At 38.1% G+C, this 21,072-nt stretch carries 21 protein-coding genes; 7 read left to right on the top strand and 14 right to left on the bottom strand.

The window, feature by feature from the left end; all coding sequences use genetic code 11:
• Window positions 1-10 precede the first annotated feature (10 nt).
• The 7 genes from ACR30L_RS00900 to ACR30L_RS00930 form a co-directional block, all read right to left on the bottom strand.
• Window positions 11-694 (bottom strand): PspA/IM30 family protein, encoded by a 684-nt coding sequence (locus ACR30L_RS00900; protein WP_435236169.1) that lies wholly within the window; start codon window positions 692-694, stop codon window positions 11-13.
• 13 nt (window positions 695-707) lie between these two features.
• A complete protein-coding gene (locus ACR30L_RS00905) occupies window positions 708-1,121 on the bottom strand; it encodes a YjfI family protein (RefSeq protein WP_435236170.1) in 414 nt (137 codons plus the stop codon).
• Between the two features lie 252 nt (window positions 1,122-1,373).
• The gene (gene lpxL / locus ACR30L_RS00910) at window positions 1,374-2,294 is read right to left on the bottom strand and encodes an LpxL/LpxP family Kdo(2)-lipid IV(A) lauroyl/palmitoleoyl acyltransferase (RefSeq protein ID WP_435236171.1); all 921 of its coding nucleotides are present in this window, start codon (window positions 2,292-2,294) and stop codon (window positions 1,374-1,376) included.
• 77 nt (window positions 2,295-2,371) lie between these two features.
• A complete protein-coding gene (locus ACR30L_RS00915) occupies window positions 2,372-3,760 on the bottom strand; it encodes an AMP-binding protein (RefSeq protein WP_435236172.1) in 1,389 nt (462 codons plus the stop codon).
• Window positions 3,745-4,716, bottom strand: a complete 972-nt coding sequence (gene menC / locus ACR30L_RS00920; RefSeq protein ID WP_435236173.1) for an o-succinylbenzoate synthase — start codon at window positions 4,714-4,716, stop codon at window positions 3,745-3,747. Before menC ends, ACR30L_RS00915 begins: the two co-directional genes overlap by 16 nt.
• 20 nt (window positions 4,717-4,736) lie before the next feature.
• Window positions 4,737-6,137: a replicative DNA helicase gene (gene dnaB / locus ACR30L_RS00925; RefSeq protein ID WP_435236174.1), complete on the bottom strand. Its 1,401-nt coding sequence runs from the start codon at window positions 6,135-6,137 to the stop codon at window positions 4,737-4,739.
• 25 nt (window positions 6,138-6,162) lie between these two features.
• A complete protein-coding gene (locus tag ACR30L_RS00930) occupies window positions 6,163-6,519 on the bottom strand; it encodes a diacylglycerol kinase (RefSeq protein WP_435236175.1) in 357 nt (118 codons plus the stop codon).
• Between the two features lie 195 nt (window positions 6,520-6,714).
• Between ACR30L_RS00930 and ACR30L_RS00935 the strand changes: the two genes are divergently transcribed.
• The 5 genes from ACR30L_RS00935 to recQ are packed head-to-tail and all read left to right on the top strand — an operon-like array spanning window position 6,715 to window position 12,657.
• Window positions 6,715-7,362 (top strand): YigZ family protein, encoded by a 648-nt coding sequence (locus ACR30L_RS00935; protein WP_435236176.1) that lies wholly within the window; start codon window positions 6,715-6,717, stop codon window positions 7,360-7,362.
• On the top strand, window positions 7,359-8,816 hold the full coding sequence (locus ACR30L_RS00940) for a TrkH family potassium uptake protein (protein WP_435236177.1): 1,458 nt from the start codon (window positions 7,359-7,361) through the stop codon (window positions 8,814-8,816). Before ACR30L_RS00935 ends, ACR30L_RS00940 begins: the two co-directional genes overlap by 4 nt.
• 1 nt (window position 8,817) lies before the next feature.
• Window positions 8,818-9,339, top strand: a complete 522-nt coding sequence (gene hemG / locus ACR30L_RS00945; RefSeq protein WP_435236178.1) for a menaquinone-dependent protoporphyrinogen IX dehydrogenase — start codon at window positions 8,818-8,820, stop codon at window positions 9,337-9,339.
• Window positions 9,340-9,355: 16 nt separating this feature from the next.
• Window positions 9,356-10,786 carry a sensor domain-containing diguanylate cyclase gene (locus ACR30L_RS00950; RefSeq protein WP_435236179.1) on the top strand — a complete coding sequence of 477 codons (1,431 nt, stop codon included), beginning with the start codon at window positions 9,356-9,358 and terminating at the stop codon, window positions 10,784-10,786.
• 59 nt (window positions 10,787-10,845) lie between these two features.
• Window positions 10,846-12,657: a DNA helicase RecQ gene (gene recQ, locus ACR30L_RS00955; RefSeq protein WP_435236180.1), complete on the top strand. Its 1,812-nt coding sequence runs from the start codon at window positions 10,846-10,848 to the stop codon at window positions 12,655-12,657.
• Window position 12,658: 1 nt separating this feature from the next.
• Here recQ and ACR30L_RS00960 read toward each other — a convergent pair whose 3' ends face one another.
• The 3 genes from ACR30L_RS00960 to nfo all read right to left on the bottom strand — a co-directional run bounded on the left by ACR30L_RS00960 (window position 12,659) and on the right by nfo (window position 16,275).
• A complete protein-coding gene (locus ACR30L_RS00960; protein ID WP_435236181.1) occupies window positions 12,659-13,081 on the bottom strand; it encodes an META domain-containing protein in 423 nt (140 codons plus the stop codon).
• Window positions 13,068-15,227, bottom strand: a complete 2,160-nt coding sequence (locus ACR30L_RS00965) for a RelA/SpoT family protein (RefSeq protein WP_435236182.1) — start codon at window positions 15,225-15,227, stop codon at window positions 13,068-13,070. The genes ACR30L_RS00960 and ACR30L_RS00965 overlap by 14 nt, the downstream gene beginning before the upstream one ends.
• A gap of 205 nt (window positions 15,228-15,432) precedes the next feature.
• Window positions 15,433-16,275 carry a deoxyribonuclease IV gene (nfo, locus tag ACR30L_RS00970; protein ID WP_435236183.1) on the bottom strand — a complete coding sequence of 281 codons (843 nt, stop codon included), beginning with the start codon at window positions 16,273-16,275 and terminating at the stop codon, window positions 15,433-15,435.
• Between the two features lie 122 nt (window positions 16,276-16,397).
• Between nfo and ACR30L_RS00975 the strand changes: the two genes are divergently transcribed.
• Window positions 16,398-16,667, top strand: coding sequence for a DUF3624 domain-containing protein (locus ACR30L_RS00975; RefSeq protein WP_435236184.1), 270 nt, complete (start codon window positions 16,398-16,400; stop codon window positions 16,665-16,667).
• On the opposite strand, the gene ACR30L_RS00980 is transcribed toward ACR30L_RS00975, so the two are convergent.
• From ACR30L_RS00980 to yihI, 4 genes are read right to left on the bottom strand one after another with little or no spacing between them, the layout of a single operon-like run.
• Complete coding sequence (locus tag ACR30L_RS00980; protein WP_435236185.1) at window positions 16,639-17,757, bottom strand: anhydro-N-acetylmuramic acid kinase; 1,119 nt, start codon at window positions 17,755-17,757, stop codon at window positions 16,639-16,641. The two genes, ACR30L_RS00975 and ACR30L_RS00980, sit on opposite strands and share 29 nt — an antisense overlap.
• The gene (gene hemN / locus ACR30L_RS00985) at window positions 17,758-19,125 is read right to left on the bottom strand and encodes an oxygen-independent coproporphyrinogen III oxidase (protein WP_435236186.1); all 1,368 of its coding nucleotides are present in this window, start codon (window positions 19,123-19,125) and stop codon (window positions 17,758-17,760) included.
• Window positions 19,126-19,138: 13 nt separating this feature from the next.
• Entirely contained in the window at window positions 19,139-19,606 is a 468-nt protein-coding gene (locus ACR30L_RS00990) for a DUF2489 domain-containing protein (protein ID WP_435236187.1), read from the bottom strand.
• A gap of 11 nt (window positions 19,607-19,617) precedes the next feature.
• The gene (yihI, locus tag ACR30L_RS00995) at window positions 19,618-20,184 is read right to left on the bottom strand and encodes a Der GTPase-activating protein YihI (protein WP_435236188.1); all 567 of its coding nucleotides are present in this window, start codon (window positions 20,182-20,184) and stop codon (window positions 19,618-19,620) included.
• Window positions 20,185-20,385: 201 nt separating this feature from the next.
• Between yihI and yihA the strand changes: the two genes are divergently transcribed.
• Window positions 20,386-21,045 (top strand): ribosome biogenesis GTP-binding protein YihA/YsxC, encoded by a 660-nt coding sequence (gene yihA, locus ACR30L_RS01000; RefSeq protein ID WP_435236189.1) that lies wholly within the window; start codon window positions 20,386-20,388, stop codon window positions 21,043-21,045.
• Window positions 21,046-21,072 lie beyond the last annotated feature (27 nt).

Genomic DNA, 21,072 nt, shown 5'->3' on the forward strand with positions numbered 1-21,072 from the left:
TTAACTATTATTACTTATTTTTAAGGCGATCTAAAACTGATTGCGCACTTGATTGTTGAGCGCCGATACCAGCTTGTTTCAGTTTATTCTGAAGTGAATCACCACTTGTTTCCGAATCTAGCTGTTCAGCTGCTTTCATTTTATCATCAAACATCGCTTGTTTTTGTTTAATGCGTTCTAATGAATCCTTTGCATTTAACAATTTAGAATTACTCGCAACAAAGTTATCGGTAATTGCTGAGGTTGCTTTTTGTACGCTCTCAGTTGTTTTTACCATGCTAAGTTGACGTTTGTAATCAGTTAGTTGACGTTCGCTTTTCTTGATTAGATCTTTTAATCGTTCAGCACTTTTTAGGTAACTTTCGTTTGCCTGTTGTTGATCTAATGCACTACTTTCAAGTTCTGCGATTTTTTCTGCAACTTCAATAGCAAGTGCTTCATTATTTTGCTCAAGTGCTTGAACGGCATAACCTTCATGTTCTTTAATGCTCGCTTGCAATTGATTTAACTCGCGTGCTGATTGCATCTGTTTGGCCATGACTTCGGTTAAGTCTCGTTTAGCAATCGTAATATGTTGTTCTGAGTCACGAATTTCTTGTTCAAAAATGCGTGTCGAGTTAGCATCTACAATCGCTTCGCCTGCTTCACGTGCGCCGCCACGAACTGCGGTAATAATTTTTTTAAATATACTCATATTTAACTCCTGATTAACTTAAGTAGCTGTCCATTTCGGCAATAACTTCAAGGCTGTTATCACTTAATGTGACGATCTCTAGCTCAATGTCATCCAGATTTGAATTCACCGAGAGGGCACCAAAGACCACGTATTTATCTTCTATTTTTGCAAATGAAGAAAGCGGCATCGGAATATTCATTTCCAGCATTGCTTCCATCATATTGGCTTTTAAGTCTGCTTTAATCTCATCTTCACCCCAGAGATAAGCGATACATAAAATTTGATTATCACTAATAGATAAGAAAATTGGGATTTCTTCTCTTCCTATCACTTCAACTTGTAATACATCGATGTCGCCTTTAATCGGCGTACAATCAAAACTAAACCCGGTTTCTGCACTGTCATGATGTTGGTTTAAATGAGTGGCAATTTTATGAATATTCATAATACTCCTTAGTGATGAGGACATTTAATGTCTCAATAGTAGTTAATTTAGAGTGCTTGGCATTATATGTCAAGAATTTTGATCTGTTTATTCGTTAATTTTTCGATTGAAAATATAATTCTATACAATAATCTTTAAATCTTGGTGATAATATAGAGCGTCGTTAGGATTGTTGTAAATTGTGACTTTGTCCCTGCAATTTAATGATAAGTAACGTTTATTTACATTAAATTACAGGGTTACTTATGGATATTAATAGAAAGACTTTTCCCCTTTCGGGCGTGTTTTAAATCGTCGATGCATCCACATATATTGATCATCGCATTCGGCGATCATTTTTTCTATTTCTTGATTAGTTGTACGTGCATCGGCTTGGATATCTTGAGTTGGGAAATTTTGTAATGCGGGATAAAACACTAATTCATAGCCTTCACAACGTGGTAAGCGTTTTAAAAATACTGGGATTACACAGCTATTCTTTACTCGTGCTAATGTACTTGTACCAGCCACTGTATTTGCATTTTCTACCGTTAAAAAGCGTGCAAAGACACTGCTTTTGTGACGGCCATAGTCATGATCCGGTGCATACCAAAGTGCGTGCCCATTTTTTAAGGTACGAAGCATAGATTTTAGATCTTTGCGGTCTAACATGGCATTGTGCTCACGCATACGACCCCAATAAAACCAATAATCTAAGACCGGATTTTTTTGTTTACGATAAACCGCAGAGCAAGGTTGTACAATGCCTAGTGCGCGTGCACCCATTTCTAAAGTGAGGAAATGTGCGCCAAGAAAAATGATGCCTTGATTGGCTTCTTTTGCTGTCTCAATATGTTCGATACCGGTTACTTTTAGTAATTTGTTAACACGCCAACGAGGCCAAAACCAAGCCATTGCCATTTCAAGCATTGCGATACCAACATTTTCAAAATTTTTATGGACCTTTTTATTCACTTGTTTAGGCGATAGTGCTGGAAAGCATATTTCGATATTACGTTGGGCGATTTTACGGCGTGATTTAGCAAGGTAAAAAGCAAGTTTGCCCAAGGCTTTGCCAATAAGAAGTAACACATTATAGGGTAAGAATGAGGTGATAAATAATAGCAGAATACCTGACCAAGCCAGCCAGTATCTAGGGTGGCAGAAACCTATTTTTAATTCATATTGCGCCATAAAAAAGTGCTCTAATTAATAATAATGGAATATTCTACCTAATTCTTTAATAAAAACCTATTCTGTAAAGATAGCCTTTAATTTACAAGTATTTTGGCCTGTTTTGCTAATGCTGATAATGAGACTTTTAGGCTTGACTGGCTAGGCAGAGGGAAGTAGTGAGAAGGGCACTTTAGGGGCGAGAGTTTAAGACGCATATGTTTATTGATTTGTTCATCGCTCAATGGGGTGTTTTTCCAGTCAATAAATGCAATGGGACGATGTCCAAGTAAAGGATCTGCTATCGGTACAATGTAAGCTTGTTTTATATTATCTAATGTGATTAACCTCGCTTCTATCTCTTCGGGTTGAATATTTTCACCTGCACAAACAAATTGACGGTCTTTTCTGCCCATAATTTTTAGTTGGTTACCCACTTTAATACCAATATCCTTACTGGCAAGCCATTGTTCAGCGGGAATAAAGTGATTAGGTTGTTGATGATTAAAATAGCCAACGAAACGAGTTTTACCGCGCAATAATATTTCACCATCAACTATTTTAACGTCTCTATCCGGCAAAATTAATAGGGTTTGGCTGTCGCAGGATGTTGCAACTTGAGAGCTCATTTCAGTGAGTCCATAACTGAGATGGTAGTGCAATCCTCGTTGTGAGGTTTGATTGAGTAACGATTCAGCAAAAGCACTCCCGCCAAGCAATAAATGCTTAATGTCTAAGTTACGTTGATTGAACTGTGGATCTTCTAGTAAACGGTAAAGTTGTGTTACGACTAGAGAAAGATGTGTAATGCTGTAAGTTTGCAATAAATTTGTTGTGAGTGATTGTTCGGTAAAAACTAAACTTGCGCCAGCAAGCATGGTGCGGAAGACCGCGGCATACCCACTAATATGGTAAAGAGGGAGTGATAATAAATTACGATCACCTTCAATTAAAGGGATAAGTTTTTGTGATCCAATTGCACTGTAAAAGTGATTACGCATATTATGCATCACCGCTTTTGGTTTTCCACTACTGCCAGAGGTAAATATAATATTAATAACCCGTTGTGAGTCGATAGGTAATAGTGCTTTTGATAGTTGCTCTGTTTCAGTTGCAATGAAATCGAGTGCCAATGATTTTGTTGGTAAAATACAGTGACATTGTTCATGCCAAATAAATTGGCTGTTTAATACTGTTAATCGTATCTCTATTTCATGTTGGCTAAAACGGGCATTGATCGGGCAAAAAATAATGCCTGTACGCATACAGCTTAATTGTAATAGAACTAGTTTAATTGAATTGGGCGCAATACAGACGAGTCGATCGCCTTTTTGCAAGCCTTTATCGAATAACTGTTTTGTTAAATGATTGAGCGCTAAATCAAGCTGTTGATAGGTGAAAGCTTGTTGTTCTGATTGTATCGCAATATTTGTGGGCGTGTGCATGGCATGGTATCGGATAGGGCATTGATTTAATAGGACTTCCATATGCACTCCAACTTTTTAATATCCTGTGTAATATGTAAGGGATTGGTTAACAGATTTGTTTGGAAGTATTTTAATGTATCGATACCGAGTGATAGCGAGCATCTCCTTTGATAAATATTAGTGAGTGCGATAAGTTGTTGTAACCCGACAACTGACTCAAAGGATGAACTAATATGCACCTGAAGTTTATGTTGAATCGCTAATTCTATAAACCTTTCGACTCGGTTCAATGAGCCAATTAAAGTAGGTTTTAACACAAGCGCTTTGATACAACCGTGTGCTTGATAATTAAAATCTAAATCTTGCAGGGTTTCATCTAGCCCTAAATATATTTTATTTTTCTCTGCTAATTGTATATTTATTTTATGATTTTCGGTTGGTTCTTCAACATATTCAAGGTGTTCGCGATTGATACTATTGAAAAAAAATTCCGCTTGTTGATATGACCATTGTTGATTCGCATCACAGCGGATCATAATTTTGGGATTTAGGCTCACTAGTTGATTAAATAAATAAATATCGTTTTCAATAAGTTGTCTGGCAACTTTAAGTTTGACTTGTGCTGGGTGATTGAGCTTTTTATATTGCTCGATTAATGCAATGTTATCACCTTGAAGTAATGGTATAGGATCCATATTTTGGGACGATTCATGGGTTGAAAGTCGCTGTAAAGCGCTATCTAAGCCAAAATTGACGCTGGCATATAAATTTTCTCTAGCAGATAAATCAGAGACTCCTTTATTAAGACAGGAAATAATCTGTTGTTTTGCTTGGGAAAACGTTTCACGACTAAAGCCTGGTAAAGGTGCTATTTCACCATAATGACAATCACCGTGATTGTTTTGTAGTTGCAGTATTAAGCCGTGGCGATGCTTTAAGAGATGACCGTTAAAGTTGATCGCCTTTACAAAGGGGATTTGATAATTAAAAAGGGCCGCTTTGGTTATTACTTTCATGCCTAATTATTCAACATGGTTTACTCATCGCCGTCATAGGCGGCACCAGTATAGTCATCAAATCGAGAGTAACGTCCTTGGAAGGTTAAGCGTACTTTACCGATTGGACCATTACGTTGTTTACCGATAATGATTTCGGCAATGCCTTTGTCATTACTGTCCTCGTGATAGACCTCATCACGGTATATAAACATAATTAAATCAGCATCCTGCTCAATCGCACCCGATTCACGTAAATCTGAGTTGATGGGGCGTTTGTCGGCACGTTGCTCTAGACCACGGTTTAGCTGAGAAAGTGCAATAACAGGGCAACGAAGCTCTTTAGCTAATGCTTTTAATGAGCGTGAAATTTCAGAGATCTCTAGGGTACGGTTTTCGCTTAAAGAGGGGACACGCATTAATTGCAGATAATCGACCATGATCATGCTGATACCGCCGTGATCACGTGCAATACGTCGTGCTCGAGAACGTAATTCAGTTGGTGTCAGGCCTGAACTGTCATCGATAAACATTTTACTTTGATTTAATAAAATCGACATTGTAGATGACAGTGATGCCCAATCATTTTCGTCGAGTTGACCGGTACGAATTTTACCCTGATCAATACGCCCAAGTGAGGCTAGCATACGATTCATAATTTGGTCTGCAGGCATTTCTAAGGAGAAAATAAGCGTTGGTTTGTCAGAGTTTAATGCGGCGTGTTCAGCCAAGTTCATCGCAAATGTTGTTTTCCCCATGGATGGACGAGCCGCGACAATAATTAAATCGCCGGGTTGGAATCCCGTGGTCATTTGATCTAAGTCGTTATAGCCTGAGGACAATCCGGTAATACCATCGCGCGGGTTTTTACATAGATCATCAATTTTTGCGACGGTCTCTTTTAAAATATCTTTTATCGCCTGTGGGCCTTCGTTTTTATTGCTTCTTGCTTCGGCTATTTGGAATACTTTTGTTTCTGCAAAATCAAGTAGTTCGGAACTATCTCGGCCCTCTGTCTCATAGCCGGCTTCAGCAATTTCATTCGCAACGCCAATTAATTCGCGAACAATGGCGCGTTCGCGTACTATATCGGAATAATTGTTAATATTTGCCGCACTGGGCGTATTTTGTAATAACTCGGCGAGATAGGCGATGCCACCAACGCCTTCGAGTTCTTGCTTATTATCGAGGTGCTCTGAAAGTGTGACTAAATCAACCGGGACATCTTCACTACTAAGTTGCTCAATGGTGGAAAATATTTGACGGTGAGCTCGATGATAAAAGTCACGGTCAACGACGCGTTCAGCCACGTCATTCCATGCATCATTGTTTAATAGTAGCCCACCGATAATTGCTTGTTCTGCTTCAAAAGAATGCGGAACGGTTTTAATCGGAGAGAGTGTTTTATTTTGTTTTGCTGAATAGGGTGGTTTGTCAGCCATTTAAAATCCTAGTGTGTTAAAGCGTTTAGAAAAAAAGGATTTCAATCCAAATATATGCGGTCAAAATCAAAGCAATAAAAACAGCGGCTGAACCCATGTCTTTAGCCCGTCCGGCTAGTTTATGTTGTTCATAACTGATTCGGTCAACGACAGCTTCAATCGCTGAGTTAATTATTTCTAGTATCATTACTAATACAAAAGGAATAATTAATAAAATTCGTTCTACCTGACTGACATCTAAAAAAAAGGCCAGTGGAATAAAAATCGCAGCGAGTATGCTTTCTTGGCGGAACGCAGCTTCATGCTTGAAGGCGCTTTTGATGCCTTTTATGGAATAACCGGTAGCAAGGAGTACGCGCTTAAATCCAGTATTTTTGTTCATGGGTAAATCGCCTGTTAATATTTAGTGAGAGTTTACTTTAGCAAAAGGTGAAAGCAACCTTAACGCATTAATGAATAGCTTACTTTGATCGCGTTTATTATAAACCGCTATGATACTTTAAGCTGAACAGTCAGCAAGGAAAAAAATGTTGATTTGCTAGACGTGAATTAATCGTCTATTTTTTGGAGTTTAATATTGACCACGGAACCTTATTTAATTTTACAGGGAGAGCTTTCTTTTCAAGAGGTGATCAAGAAAAGTCGATTTATTACTTATCTTGCTCATATCGAAGGAAAGCAGCAGGCTTTTGATTATATAGAGTCTATTAAGAATTTGCATAAAGAAGCTCGACACCATTGTTGGGCATATATTGCTGCAAGTCCCAAGGATAGTGTACAAATGGGTTGTAGTGATGATGGGGAGCCTAAGGGAACAGCGGGCAAGCCAATGATGAGTTTGTTGCAGGGCACTGATGTTGGTGAAATGGTGGCCGTAGTGGTACGTTATTCTGGCGGTATCAAATTAGGAACAGGCGGATTAGTGCGTGCGTATTCTAATGGCATTCAACAATTAATACCGGAAATGAATACAATTGAAAAACGCTTTTACCAAGGTTATAAAATTGAGTGTGATTATGCACAATTATCATTATTGGAAACTATACTAGAATCAGTATCTGGGCGACTTGTTTCAGTTGAATATTTAGCATCTATTACCGCTTTGATTGAAGTTGATCAAGCATTTACCGATCAATTTATTGAACGTCTTACGGCTATAACACAGGGAAAAGTTGTTGCGAAAAAACTATCTAATCAGGTTACAAAGAATGAAGTATCCTCGTGATTTTTAGATCTATTATTCGAATTGTGGGCATTTTAATCGGCTTATTTAGTCTGACAATGTTACCACCGATATTAATTGCTTCTATTTATAAAGACGGCGGTGGCGGTGATTTTTTTGCCGCATTTACGGTGACCTTGCTGATCGGTATTAGTTTATGGATGCCAAACCGACGAGTTAAAAGAGAGCTCAAAGTCCGTGAAGGGTTTTTAATTGTGGTGTTGTTTTGGGTCACACTTGGCAGTGTTGGTGCTATTCCGTTTATGATGAGTAGTAGTATTGATATGAGTGTCGCCTCGGCATTTTTCGAGTCTTTTTCTGGATTAACCACAACGGGAGCAACGGTGATTGAGCAAATTAGCTCGTTGCCTAAATCAATTGTTTTTTATCGTCAAATGTTACAATGGTTCGGTGGGATGGGAATCATTGTACTTGCCGTTGCTGTTTTACCGATGCTTGGTATTGGTGGCATGCAGTTGTATCGCGCGGAAATGCCGGGCCCGGTTAAAGATTCTAAAGTGACCCCGCGTATTGCTGAAACAGCTAAAGCACTTTGGTATGTGTATCTATGCTTAACCCTTGCTTGTATGTTGGCATTTTGGCTTGCTGGCATGAGTCTTTTTGACGCCCTTTGCCATAGCTTCTCAACGGTATCTATTGGTGGGTTTTCAACACATGATGCGAGCATTGGCTATTTTAATAGTGATTTGATTAATTTTATCACCGTGGCTTTTTTGTTAATTTCAGGGGTTAATTATACGCTGCATTTTAGTGTTTTCTCAGCGAAAAAGTTATCGTTAAAAACCTATGTATACGATCCTGAAGTACGTGCATTTATCTTTATTCAGGCGTTATTAACCGCTATTTGTTTTACAACGTTAATGAACCATGGGATCTATGACTCAATCGAGACGAGTTTTTCACAATCATTATTTCAAGCCGTTTCCATTTCAACCACGGCGGGTTTTACGACAACTACTTTTTCCGATTGGCCTTTATTTTTACCCGTCTTATTAGTTATTTCTAGTTTTATTGGTGGGTGTTCTGGCTCGACAGGCGGTGGTTTAAAAGTTATTCGTGTATTATTACTCAATATACAAGGGCTAAGGGAATTAAAGCGACTGATTCACCCTAAGGCAATCTATCGGATTAAGCTTGGTAATAAAGCCTTGCCCGATCGGGTAATTGATGCTATTTGGGGATTCTTTTCTACCTATGCGCTGGTGTTTATCGTTTGTATGCTTGCGTTATTAATGGCTGGGTTAGATGAACTTAGTGCATTTTCTGCGACGGCGGCGATGTTGAACAATTTAGGGCCCGGATTAGGTTCCGTTGCACTTCATTTTAACGATGTTAACGATGCATCAAAATGGATTATGATTTTAGCTATGTTATTCGGGCGATTAGAAATATTTACTTTATTGGTGCTCTTTACACCTGCATTTTGGAAAAACTAGTATGACCTCAAAAACACTCGTTATATATTCATCGGTAGATGGACAAACCTTAAAAATCATCAACAAAATAACCTCGTTAATTGACGGGGAGTTCACTGTGATGAATATCGATAAGCAGCAGGAATGCGATTTTAGTCAATACAATAAAGTCTTAATTGGGGCTTCTGTTCGGTATGGAAATTTCCGTAAGAATATTCTTACATTCGTTCAGAAACATAAAGCACAACTTGACACGATGCCGAATGCTTTGTTTGTGGTTTGTTTAACCGCGCGTAAGCCTGAAAAAGCAATTCCAGAGAATAATGTTTATATGACCAAGTTCCTTCGTTTATCACAATGGCAGCCGAGGTTTAAAGGCGTCTTTGCTGGTTCCTTGATGTATTCTCGTTATAATTGGTGGCAGACCTTAATTATTCAATTAATAATGAAAATAACCGGCGGTAGCACGGATAAAAGTATTGATATGGAATTAACAGATTGGGATGAAGTTGAGCGGTTTAGTAAAGATTTTTCGCTTTTATAATATAACGAGAAGATTAATGAGTTTTAAACAACGCATGTTAATGGCGATAAGCTCTCTGATTATTTTAGGCTTTTTAATCAGTGCGATATTTAGTTTTAAAATATCCCAACAACAGGCATTAAATTCTTTAATTAATCATGAAATGCCCCTTACATTAGATAATGTTTATTCTGATATACAACGCGATTTGTTAATGCCGCAACTAGTTTCTTCGCTAATGGCGAATGATACTTTCTTACACAGTTGGGTTGAAAGTGAAAGCAATGACGTTGATGAAATCACCCAATATTTGAACCATATAAAAGAAGAATATGGTTTATTCACTGCATTTTTTGTTTCTGAAACGAGCAAACAATATTTTTATGCTGGTGGTTTATTAAAAAAAATTTCAGGGAATAATCCCGTCGATGATTGGTATTTTAATTTTCGAGATACCGATGCTGAATCTGAATTAAATATTGACCCTGATATGTCAAACGCCAATCAATTAGCTATTTTTATTAATGTGAAAGTTCGCGATAAAAATAATAATATTATGGGGGTGACTGGGGTTGGTTTAAATATTAATAATGTTAAGAACCAGTTTGACCTATATTATGAAAAATATGGGAAAAGTGTTTTCCTTATTAATAAATATGGCGATATTTTATTGTTTGGTAATGAGCATGCTGAGACTAATAATATACATAGAAAAGTCGGTATAGAGGACTTCGCTGATAATATATTAACCCATAAAGAAGGTACTTTTGCTTATCAAAATGACGGTAAGAGTTATTTACTGATTACACGTTATGTTGAAGAATTAGATCTTGTTTTATGTGTTGAAGCTGAAACGGGTAACATTAATCCGGCTGTTTTTAAGCCACTTATCATTAATATTGTGATTAGCCTGATTTTGTTATCTGTTGTGTTGTTGTTGATTTTTAAAACAATTTCTAGATATCAGGAGCGATTAGAAAAAGTCGCTTGGAATGATCACCTAACGGGCTTATCTAATCGTGCTTCTTTTACCATTCAATATCAAAAAGAAGCATCGCGTTGTACTCGTCTTGGACGTGAAATGGCTGTGTTAATGCTCGATATCGATTTTTTTAAAGAGGTCAATGACACTATTGGCCATGTTCAAGGGGATAAAGTGTTAGCCCGTTGTGCGGAAATATTACAAAATAGCTTACGTTTACCTGATATCATCGCGCGCTGGGGAGGTGAAGAGTTTGTTATATTGTTACCTGATATCACCCTGCAAGAAGCCTATAAATTGGCAGAGCGACTACGTATTAAAATAGCAAATGATGACGTTTTACATCAAATAACTAATCGTGGTATCACGATAAGCGCTGGATTATCCCGCTTTGATGTAAAACAGGATATGGATTGGCATATCAGTGAGGCCGATAAGCAACTTTATCGCGCAAAACATAATGGTCGAAATTGTGTTGTTTATTAAGCTGATTTTTGTTGCTGTCTGAATTACAATGACCCTTTTACTTTAAGCTCAGGTTACGCATGAACGATCAACAACCTTCCTCTAATGCACAGCAAATTTTGTTTGATGTATTTGGGTATACCGACTTTAGGGAAGGCCAAGAGCAGATTATTAATCAGTTATATAACGGTAACGATGCGCTGGTTGTTATGCCAACAGGGGGTGGTAAAAGTTTATGTTTTCAAATACCTGCACTTATGCGCCCTGGTATTTGTTTTGTTATCTCACCATTAATTTCTTTGATGAAAGACCAAGTTGATACACTACGAGCATGTGGTGTCGCAGCAGCGTACCTTAACTCCAGTTTATCCTATCAAGAACAAAATCAAATTCTTAATGAGATGTACCAGGGTAAGTTGAAATTGGTGTATATTGCGCCTGAGCGTCTGTTAAGAGCCGATTTTACTGAGCGTTTATCTCATCTACCCGTAAATTTGTTTGCCATTGATGAAGCACATTGTATTTCTCAGTGGGGACATGACTTTCGTCCTGAATATGCATTATTGGGTCAACTAAAGGAACGTTTTCCAGAGGTTCCTTTGGTCGCGTTAACCGCAACGGCAGACCATGCCACACAACAGGATATTTTAGCTCGCTTAAAGCTCGATAATCCCTTTGTTGCTATTCATAGTTTTGATCGTCCCAATATTGAATATCTGTTGATTGAAAAATACCGGCCTTTAATTCAATTATTTAATTATATGGCAGAACATAAGCAAGAAAGCGGTATTATTTATTGTACTAGTCGGCGACGCACCGAAGAGTTAAGCCAAAAGCTGATTGCAAAGGGGCTGAATGCGCGTTGTTACCATGCTGGGTTACCGCTAGAAGAGCGTCAAAAAGTACAAGATCTGTTTATTAAAGATGAAGTCGATATTGTTGTCGCTACGGTGGCTTTTGGTATGGGTATCGATAAACCTAATGTTCGTTTTGTCGTGCACTATGAAATCCCTAAAAATATCGAATCCTATTATCAAGAAACCGGCCGAGCTGGGCGTGATGGCTTACCCGCGCAGGCAATGTTATTTTATGATCCAGCAGATTCTGCACGCGTGCGAGGTTTGCTTGAGAAAAATGAAAATGAAGAGCAATTACGTATAGAGCTTCATAAACTCAATACGATGGTGGCTTTTGCTGAAGCACAAACTTGCCGCCGCCAAGTTTTACTGAATTATTTCGGTGAATATAGTAATAAGGCCTGTGGTAACTGTGATGTCTGCTTAGATCCACCTAAAAGTTACGATGCGACACAGGATGCTCAAAAAATTCTGTCTTGCGTTTATCGTACAGGACAACACTATGGCATGGGATATGTGGTTGAAGTGTTGCGTGGCGCACAGACTGCACGTGTTAAAAGTTTGGGTCATGATAAGTTATCAACCTTTGGCATCGGTAATGATTTACCCGTGGAGCATTGGTTAGGTATTTTAAGACAGTTAATTCATCGTGGTTTATTGATGCAGAATTTAACTCGAGGCTCTGCTCTACAGTTAACGCAAGCTGCGCGTCCCGTATTGAAAGGGGAGGTTGCATTACAACTTGCTGTACCAAGATTACAGATGGTGAAAACGAAGAAAAAACGAGGTATGGGTGTAAATGGAGCGGGCAATAAGCTCTTTGCTCGCTTGCGGATGCTACGTAAGCAGATTGCTGATCGGGAAGATTTACCGCCGTATATTATTTTTAGTGACGTTTCATTATCTGAAATGAGTGAACTGATGCCACTGACGGGAAGTGAGTTCCTTAATGTTAGTGGCGTTGGACATATCAAATTAGATAAGTACGGCAGTGAGTTTTTAGCGGTGATTAATGAATATGCCCAGTCTCAATAATTTATTCGTTTAATTGATAGGTTAATTGATGTGAGGCACCGACTAAGGTGAGTGTTTTATCTAAGATAGCAACCTCAGACCAATCGGTTAATACACTCGTGATACTTGATTCGATTTGCATTGCCTGAGTTTGGCACATTTTTCGTGTGCTCCCCATTTTGGCTATTTTCAGTTTATTATCCTGTACTGAGACCTCACCAAAAAAAAGATTACAAGCTAGGTTTCCCGATGCTTTATTTTCAGTCGATATGTTGAAAGTACTGTTGATTGCAGGATCTATTACCTGGTCATCCACCTTAGTTAATACCCATTGATGCTGGATTTTATCTAACGTGATCGGTTGTGTACCTGCAGTTGAAGTGGTCTCACAAGCAAATAAAAAGAGTGATGAAAGTAATATTATTATAAGTTTATTCGATTTCACTGATGATATCTCGCTTATCTATTTTTTTATTATTGCTACGTCGAATGCTTCTTACACTCGGCAATTTCTTCAGTTGACGCATAACACGTGATAAATGAATACGGTTAATGACGGTTAAAGTAATATTAATCGCATAAAGGTCATCTGCGAGTTCTGTTGTTTTAAGGTCTGTAATATTGGCGTTACTCTTACCTATTATGGTAAATAGTTTAGCTAATCGTGCCTTATGGTTAACCATCGTAATATCAAGGTCTGCCGAATACTCATATTGATCCATAAAGTTCATATCCCACTCAACAGAGATATATTTATCAGGCTCTTTTTTAAAGTTATTCACATTGTGGCAATTTTGAAGGTGCACGACTAACCCTCGGCCCGGGCTGGTATACGCTACAATCGGATCACCGGGTAATGGTTTACAGCAATTAGCATAGGAAACCATCATATCTTCCGTGCCTTTAATTGCACTTTGTCGCGAAGCTTGTTTAGTCGGTGACTCTGTTAGTTCATCGGCATTACCACGTAAGCGACGCGCAATCACTTTGCTTAATAATTTGCCACTGCCTATTTCCTCTAAAAGCGCATTAAAGTCTTTCAGATGATGGTCGGCGATCACCTTGTTAATATTATCTTGGTGAATATCAGTTAAGTTAGTTTTATTTAACGCTTGTTTTAGTAATTTACGTCCCTTAGGAATCGTTACTTCACTGGGTTGCTGTCTTAGGTATTGGCGAATATTGTTACGCGCTTTATGGGTCGCTACAAAATTTAACCATTCCGCTTGTGGATTCGGTTCTGCAGATGTGATGATACGAATTGTTTGACCACTTTCAAGTTTTTCACTTAGTAGTGCATATTCATTATCAACCATTGCACCTTTGCAGCGATGGCCTAGTTTTGTATGTAGGGCATAGGCAAAATCAACGGGTGTTGCAAGTGCGGGTAAAACGAGTACTTTTCCCTGAGGGGTTAATACATGAATTTCATTATTACCCAGCTCTTTTTTGATGTTTTCTAATAAAGTAAGAGAGTTTGTTGTATTGTCTTCAGATTCAGAGAGTCCTTGGAACCAATTGCGCGTTTGTAGTTGCGCGGTGAGGTTAGAATTACCTTTTCCTTCTTTATAACTCCAATGCGCAGCAATCCCTTGGTTTGCAACAACATCCATATCTTCGGTGCGGATTTGCACTTCAATATTCACGCCATGATGGGTGACAAGTGTAGTATGCAAAGACTGGTAACTATTAGACTTTGGAATAGCGATATAATCTTTAAAGTGTTCTAGCTTAGGTTGATAAAGGTGATGCATTTGGCCAAGTACGCGATAACAGGTATCGAGATCCTTAACAATAATACGGAATGCATAAACATCCATCACATCGTGGAATTGGCAGCCTTTTTTACGCATTTTTTGATATAAACTGTAAAGGTGTTTTTCACGTCCAAAGACATTCGCATCGATGCCTTTTTTGTTCAATTTATTCGATATTTCATCACAAATACCTTGAATAAAGTTTTTGCGATTGCCGCGTGCTTTTTTAATGGCTTCATCTAATACCATATAGCGTGCGGGGCTTTGTGCTTTAAAGGCTAATTTTTCTAATTCATTTTTAATATTATGTAAACCTAAGCGCTCTGCAATAGGTGTGAAAATTTCAAAGGTTTCTCGGGCAATTCGACGGCGTTTATCAAGGCGTAAAGAGCCTAATGTACGCATATTATGAACACGATCGGCAAGTTTAATGAGCATTACGCGGAAGTCTTTCGACATAGCAATAAGCATTTTTCGAATATTCTCTGCTTGTGCTTGTTCCCTATTTTCAAAGTTAAATTTGTCTAATTTTGTGACGCCTTCAACTAATTCTGCCACACCTGGGTTGAAGTCTTTAGCCATTTGTTCATGCGTGATATCAGTATCTTCAAGGACATCGTGCATTAACGCAGCAGCAATTGCTTCGTGGTCTAATTTCATATCAGCAAGAATTTCGGCAACAGCAACAGGATGCGTGATGTAAGGTTCACCACTAGCACGCGTTACTCCACTATGAGCCGCATTCGCATATTTGTAGGCCCGTTCAATGAACAAGCACTGCTCTGGTGTGAGGTAGGTTTGTATCGCATCATTAAGTGCTTGAAATATAGACATCGTTGCCTCTGTTTTTAAATGGGTATTCATACTATCATGTTTTATCTCAGAATGACTTGAAGATAATAGTATTGTAAAACGCGAATAATTCTTATTCTAACGTTAATTATTGGGACATTAAAAATTAAATTTTTTTGATAGCGACCTTGGTACTAATATTGACCAAGGAAAATCGTGTATTTGTGATATTCGCTTACCTTTGCTTTTATGTTGCCCAACTGTTTAATTGTTGTATCTCAAAAGGCCATCGGGATTGGTCTGTTGTTTCAAGTACCATGGGAATTTCGTCAAACCGATTATCTTCCATAATATATTGAAAACAATCCCAGCCTATTTCTCCTAAGCCTAATGGTGCGTGTCGATCAACACGGCTTCCGAGTGGTACTTTACTATCGTTTAAATGCATCGCACTCAAGTATTCAAATCCAACAATGTCTGAAAAAGCGTTGAATGTCTGTTCACAATCTTCAGTTGTGCGCAAATCATAGCCGGAAACAAAGGTGTGGCAGGTATCGATACACACTCCTACACGTTTTTTATTGTCTATATTTTCGATAATCGTTGCTAATTGTTCAAATCGGTAACCTAAATTTGAACCTTGCCCTGCGGTATTTTCAATGACCGCTTTTACTGTTTCGGTTTGTGCTAATGCTTGATTGATCGAGTCCGCAACACGCAGCAAACTATCCTTTTCGCTTATTTTATTAAGATGACTACCAGGATGAAAATTGAGTAACGTTAATCCTAATTGTTGGCAGCGATGCATTTCATCTAAAAATGCATGTTTAGATTTATCTAACGCCTGTTTTTCTGGATGACCAAGATTGATGAGATAAGAGTCATGTGGCAAAATTTGTGCTGCATTAAAACGGTAATGCTGGCAGGCAGTTTTAAACCTGTTGATCGTTTGTTCATCTAACGGTTTAGCTTCCCAGCGCCGTTGGTTTTTGGTGAAAAGTGCAAAAGCGGTAGCACCGATGTCATGTGCATTTTTAGGTGCATTAAAAACACCACCACTAGCACTTACATGTGCACCAATAAATTTCATCTTTTTTCCAATCAATTAACGTTATAAATTAAGAAAATAAATGATTTTGCGATCAGTATCAAATGAAATAATGGTGTTGGATAAAATAATGGTATTGAATGGTAATGGAGAGCGTGATCGAGATGGTTTGTAAATCATGTAGAGATAATATTTTTAGAGAGAAATTAGGGCGTTGTCGGCGGTGTATGTGGATAAATGTGCTATTGCTAATGGGGAGCGCTTTGGGATTGGTTTTTAGCTTTCAATCTGCTCCTGAGCATGTTGCAACTATTGCTTTATTATTAACGTTTGTTGCAAGTGGCGTATTAATGGCTTTTCATGCAATGTTTTACCTTTACTACCGGAGTAAAGGTATTAGGTATCCTACGGAAGATAAACAGCACCTAAAATAGCATCTTGATGAGCCCCTGTTACTGCTTTAAGAGGAATTGGATTTTCTAATATCCGTTGCTCTGCTAACCAAGCGAAGGCAATCGCTTCGACATACATCGGGTCAATATTCAGTATACTTGTATCTCTGACGGTATGCTCAGGCATTAAACGTTGTAAACGAGTCATTAAAAATGCGTTCAGTGCACCACCGCCACAAACAAATACATCGCAATGCGTACTAAAGTGATTGATTTGTTCACTGATTGTTATAGCGGTAAATTCGAGTAGTGTTCGTTGGATATCTGCTGCAGTGAAATTGCTATCTACTAATTGTTGTTCTAGCCAATTAATATTAAATTTTTCTCGACCTGTACTTTTGGGGGGAAGCTGAGCAAAATAGGGTTCTGCTAATAGTTTTTCAAGTAATGTTATTTGTAAGTTGCCTTGTTTCGCAAATTGTCCGTCTTGATCGAAGAATTTCCCCTGAATTTTGTTTATCCACGCATCCATCAACATATTTCCTGGGCCTGTGTCATATCCAAGCACCTTGTTGGTGGACGTTAGTAGGCTGACGTTAGCAATGCCTCCAATATTAAGAATAACGCGTTTTTCATTGGCTTTTGCGAATAATGCTTGATGAAATGCTGGCACGAGTGGAGCACCTTGCCCGCCGTAGGCCATATCCATTCTTCGAAAGTCGGCTACGCAAGAAATTCCTGTTTTAGCTGCAATAAGATTGGCATCACCAATTTGCTGAGTAAAAGGATATTGACCAAGGGGGCTATGAAAAATGGTTTGACCGTGGCTACCGATTGCTGATATTTGCTGAGCTGAAAAGTTAGCAGAACGAAGGAGTTGATTGATGCCTTTTGTACAGATCAAAGCGAAAAGATGATCGACTTCACCTAGGGTTAGTAGGTCGACATGCTTATCAATGCATATTGTTAATAACTGATGACGTAATTTATCTGGAAGAGGGTAAGCAATTCCTGCTACTTGTTGGAAACCTTGACTTGTACGTTGTGCGATGACCAAGTCGATGGCATCTAAACTCGTACCCGACATGATACCAATATAATAGCGTCCTATTTTTGGTGTTGTTGTAATCATTTATATTACTCGAGAAAATTGTTGCTGACGTACTTTTTGACGTAAATAGACATCAAAGCACATGCAAATATTTCGAATTAATAGGCGTCCTTTTGGTTGTACATTAATATCAGTCTTAGTTTTTTCAACTAATTGGTCGTCGATAAAGCACTGTAGTAGTGTTATGTCTTCAGCAAAATATTCATTAAAGATTAAATCAAACTTATCTTCAATTTGTTTTATATTTAAAGTGAAATTACAAATTAATTTTTTGATCACTTCTCGGCGAATTAAATCATCTTGATTCAATGAAACACCACGCCATTGCGCATGGCCAAATTCGTCTATTTGGGTGTAATAATTATTCAGTTTTTTCTGGTTTTGCGAATAGGTTTTGCCAATTTGACTGATTGCTGAAACACCAAGTCCAAGCAGATCGGCTTCCCCTTGAGTTGTGTAGCCTTGGAAGTTGCGATGCAAGACGCCTTGCTGTTGTGCAATGGCTAACTCATCATCAGGTTTGGCAAAATGATCCATACCAATGAACTGATAACCCGCTTCGGTTAAATATTCAATAGTATGCTGTAACATCGCCAGTTTTTCCGCAGGTTTAGGCATATCATCTTCATTGATTTTACGTTGTGCAGCAAATAGAGTCGGCATATGGGCGTAATTAAAAATTGATAAACGTGCGGGAGCTAATGCGGTCACTTTCTTGAGTGTATCTGTAAATGTTTGTTTTGTTTGTAAGGGTAAACCATAAATCATATCTAGATTTGTAGATTGAAAACCTTGTTGTTTCGCGCGCGCTAATATTTGGCCAATAAAATCTTCATCCTGCTCGCGATTAATGGCTTTTTGTACCTCTTTATTAAAATCTTGTACCCCTAAGCTAAGGCGATTAAAACCTTCCTTTGCAAGGTGATCAATCGTGCTTAACTCAAATTCCCTTGGATCAACTTCAATACTTAATTCTGCATTGTCTTGGAAGTTGAAATTGTTTCGTAATAGCGTCATTAAACGAGTGATTTGTGCAGGCAGTAAAAAAGTAGGTGTGCCACCGCCCCAATGTAATTGTGTGACTTGGCGATTGGTAAAATGTGGCGCTTGAGCATTGATTTCTAGTTCAAGATAGTCGAGGTATTTATCGGCTTTATTTTGGTGACGAGTGATGACTTTATTACAACCACAGAAATAACAAAGTTTATGACAAAACGGAATATGTACATACAGAGAAAGAGGGCGCTTAGGGTAATCATTTTCGGCAGCGATAAGCTGTGAATACTTAAAGCTTTCATCAAATTCTAATGCAGTCGGGTAAGATGTATATCTTGGCCCACTGTAGTTATATTTTTCAATGAGCGCTTGATCCCAAATGAATTTTTGCATTTACTTTCTCTTTTTAAACTGAAAAATCAACGAGCAGGGTGGCTTCTGCAATAATTTTTTCTTCAAGTTCGCTTTCAAACGCCAAACGTTTTAAGTCTAATTTTTTGAGTTCTTTTGCAGGAACATCCTTACGTTTATCGTGCGTCGGCATGTCTTTTACTTTTTGAAATAAAGCTGAAATTGCCGGATAATCTTTATCGACATCGATAGGTTGTTCAATAACCAATGTTTCTAGCAATATCGTTAAGCGAATAGCCGCTTCTGAAACATTGCATTGTTTCTGGGTAGTGGCGAGTGCAATGACACGAATACTGTCACAAATATTATCATTGCGTTGCTGTTTCTTTTCTTGTTGCGCTGCTTTTTGTTGTTCATTTCGCTTAGTCTGTATTTTAATCTTACTGATTAATATTCCTGCATAAAATGCCAAACCAAGGATAACAATAACTGCTAACGCAGCGAGTAAATAATCTAATTGCATGCAATTTCTCGTTAATGCTTAAATTCATCGAGTGCTGAACTCGCATCTTCAAATTGTTGAAGTAAATCTTCTTCACCATCATCATCTAACCAGCCTAACTGTTGCATTAATGCTTGATGACGATCCATTTGGCTATCAACCCATTTTTGGTCTTCTGCCGAAATAGTTTCTTCATTATCAAGTTGTTCCAGTAAGTCGTTTAAACGTTCATCGTTTTCAATTAACGCCACTTCTTTTTCAGGAGAAAGTTTCGGTTTCGTTTCAACTGGACTTTTAATGACCTTAACCTTTGGCTGTAAAACGACCTTGGGTTTTGCTACTTGTTGTGGTTTATCTTGAGGTGTTAATGCAATCGGTTTTTTACTACCAATTAATTTATCATTTTCGGCCTTTTTTACATTTTTATTTTGTGTTTGTTTGGATTCAATAACATTACGTGCGCCTGCTTTGTTGCCTTTTAGTTTTGCTTTACGCTTACGCTCGCGAGCTTCTTGCGATTGTGTTGATGTTTCTTTACGCTGCCCACTGAATTTTTCTTCTGAATTACCTGCAGTGCGGCTTTTTTTGATACGTGACATTATTATTTACCTTGAATTTTTTCTCTGTACTGAGTGAACGCAGAATAGCAGATTTCAACGGGTTTAAAAAGTTAATCAAAGCGCGATAAAGTAAGTGTTAAAAGGAGGGCGATAATTTTCGCCATTTGTTTTTTAAAGCCTGTACAATAAGCGCAAATTTTAACATTACTATTTAGCTGCATCAGCTACGCGAGGCATATCTTGGAATCTCAAAAAATACATTTTCAAAAAGCGCGTTTTTTAATTAGCGCACCAGATATTCGTCATTTAGACAAGCATTTGCCACCGGAAAGTGGGATTGAAATTGCTTTTGCAGGCCGTTCTAATGCAGGTAAATCAAGTGCTTTAAATCGACTTACACGTCAAAAAAGTCTCGCTAGAACGAGTAAAACACCAGGTCGTACCCAATTGATTAATGTTTTTGAAATTGAAGAGGGTAAGCGCTTAATCGATTTACCTGGATACGGTTTTGCAAAAGTACCGCTTGAGATGAAGCTGAAGTGGCAAAAATCATTAGGTGAATATTTACAACAGCGTGAGTCGCTAAAAGGATTGGTTGTCTTAATGGATATTCGTCATCCCTTTAAAGATTTAGATCAGCAGCTTATTTACTGGGCCATTGATGCCGATATTCCCGTTTTAGCGCTATTAACAAAAGCAGATAAATTAAAGCAGGGGGCACGTAAAAATACGCTATTAAAAATGCGTGAAGAAGCTAAAAACTTTGAAGGAGATGTACAAGTTGAATTGTTTTCTTCATTGAAGGGGTTTGGCGTGGATATTTTAGAGAAAAAAATTGCATCTTGGTACGCTTTAGATGAACAACACACTGATGTTATTGATGAAATAGAAGAAGACTAAAATGGTTGCCGCCGACTTCCTTGAAAG

The organism is Psychromonas saccharinae (assembly GCF_051201515.1).
GTDB lineage: Bacteria > Pseudomonadota > Gammaproteobacteria > Enterobacterales > Psychromonadaceae > Psychromonas.